This is a genomic window from Psychrobacter sp. FME13, from assembly GCF_014861395.1.
GTDB lineage: Bacteria > Pseudomonadota > Gammaproteobacteria > Pseudomonadales > Moraxellaceae > Psychrobacter.
In genome coordinates this window covers 1-1,832 of sequence record NZ_RRYV01000270.1, presented here as the reverse complement: position 1 = coordinate 1,832, position 1,832 = coordinate 1, and the positions used below count along the sequence as shown (strand labels likewise).

The 1,832-nt window shown below is 37.3% G+C and carries 1 protein-coding gene and 2 tRNA genes; all 3 read left to right on the top strand.

Annotated elements, in window-relative coordinates; translation table 11 throughout:
* Positions 1–81 precede the first annotated feature (81 nt).
* Entirely contained in the window at positions 82–567 is a 486-nt protein-coding gene (locus EI164_RS15880; RefSeq protein ID WP_192520954.1) for a glutathione peroxidase, read from the top strand.
* A gap of 416 nt (positions 568–983) precedes the next feature.
* Positions 984–1,059: transfer RNA gene (locus tag EI164_RS15875), tRNA-Val, on the top strand.
* A gap of 36 nt (positions 1,060–1,095) precedes the next feature.
* Positions 1,096–1,172: transfer RNA gene (locus tag EI164_RS15870), tRNA-Asp, on the top strand.
* Positions 1,173–1,832 lie beyond the last annotated feature (660 nt).

Here is a 1,832-nt window from a genome sequence, read left to right as displayed (position 1 = left end):
TTACATCAATTATGGCTACGTCTGATGCCAGCATACTTTTTAGAACACCACCAAATAACTCAATCAATTTAAGGATGAATAATGAGTAAGATTTATGATTTTACTGCTACGTGTATGGATGGCACGACGCAAGCGTTTACTGATTATAAAGGTCGCGTGCTATTAGTCGTCAATACCGCCAGTAAATGTGGGTTCACTCCGCAGTTTGAAGGGCTAGAAGCACTATACCAACAGTACAAGGAGCAAGGACTAATCGTTATCGGTTTTCCTTGTAACCAATTTGGTAGCCAAGACCCTGGTAGTAATGATGAGATTGGCGCGTTCTGCCAAAAGAACTATGGTGTTAGCTTCCCTATGATGGAAAAGGTGGACGTTAATGGAGAGGGCGCTCATCCACTATTTAAGTGGCTAAAAGCCCAAAAAGGCGGCTTACTAACAGATGGAATAAAATGGAACTTCACCAAGTTTTTGGTCGGTATAGATGGGCAAGTCATTGACCGCTATGCACCAACGACTAAGCCCGCCGCTTTAAAACCAGATATCGAACAGGCATTGGCAAAAGGTTGAGGTCTTATAGACTCCACTATAAAAGCATTACAGTGCTAACCTCGCTTGAAGCGTCACATATACATCTATATTTGGTTGCCTGGTATTGCTTTTAAATTGAATCGACTATAGTGCCAAAAAATATTAGTGCTAAAGAATATTGGTTTTTTATGAAAATATAAAATCAATAAAAACATAAGCTTATTCATGTGGTTGATAAAAACGCAAAAAATATGTCAAAAATTCAAAAATACTGTTTGACAGCCATGTGTAAATCTATATAATACACATCCACAGCAAGGGGAGTTAATCAATCCTAGCTGATAAAGTTAATTTAAGTGTGACAGCTTATATTAATGAAGCAATACACAAAATCTTATTTAAAAGATTTTGTCTTGCGAAGCTAAAATTACGGTGCAATTTTTGAACGCTTCTCAGGGTGATTAGCTCAGTTGGTAGAGCGTCTGCCTTACACGCAGAATGTCGGCGGTTCGAATCCGTCATCACCCACCACTTAATAGCTTGTGGTAAAAAAGCTAAACGACCTAAGCAGCGGTAGTTCAGTTGGTTAGAATGCCGGCCTGTCACGCCGGAGGTCGCGGGTTCGAGTCCCGTCCGCTGCGCCATATTTAAAACAAATTTAAACTTACGAGTTTAAGCAAGTTTCGCCTCAAGTATTAGTTTACTTGGGGTTTTTTTGTGTCTGCTGTTTCTGCTCAAATGCCTTTTTTGTATAGGTCTTTTCTTTTAAGTTTCCTCATTAAAACATCTACGACATTAAATTTTTGCCTTACGGATATATATCTTGCAGATGAAAATCACAGAATCAACAACATATTAGAAAGTAATCTCTTTGTAATGTTAGTAAATAAAAAAGTAAATTTTTGTTGCACTTATATTTTTATTACATTAGTATCTTCAAATTCTAATCAACAATTGTTACTGCCGCAGTGAGTCTGTTATTAGCAATGACCTGTCGCAGATGACTACTATGCGCAAACTAATAATTTAATGATCGACCAGTTATCTTTATAACTGAACCCCCTTTTCTTGAGTAAGACATATGCGTGGATTCAAAATAAAGCGAAAACTAGACTTTTACCTAAGCGTATCTCTATTTGTATTTATACTAATAAGTATGACTACAAAATATGCTGGTATAGGATTCCCTAAAGAAGACTCCCTCTTTTACACAACAGGTATTTTAGGTCTTCATGACAATGTGCGTCACTGTAGTGGCATAATTAAATTGGACAACTGCTAAGAGGCTATACTAACCCAAAGAA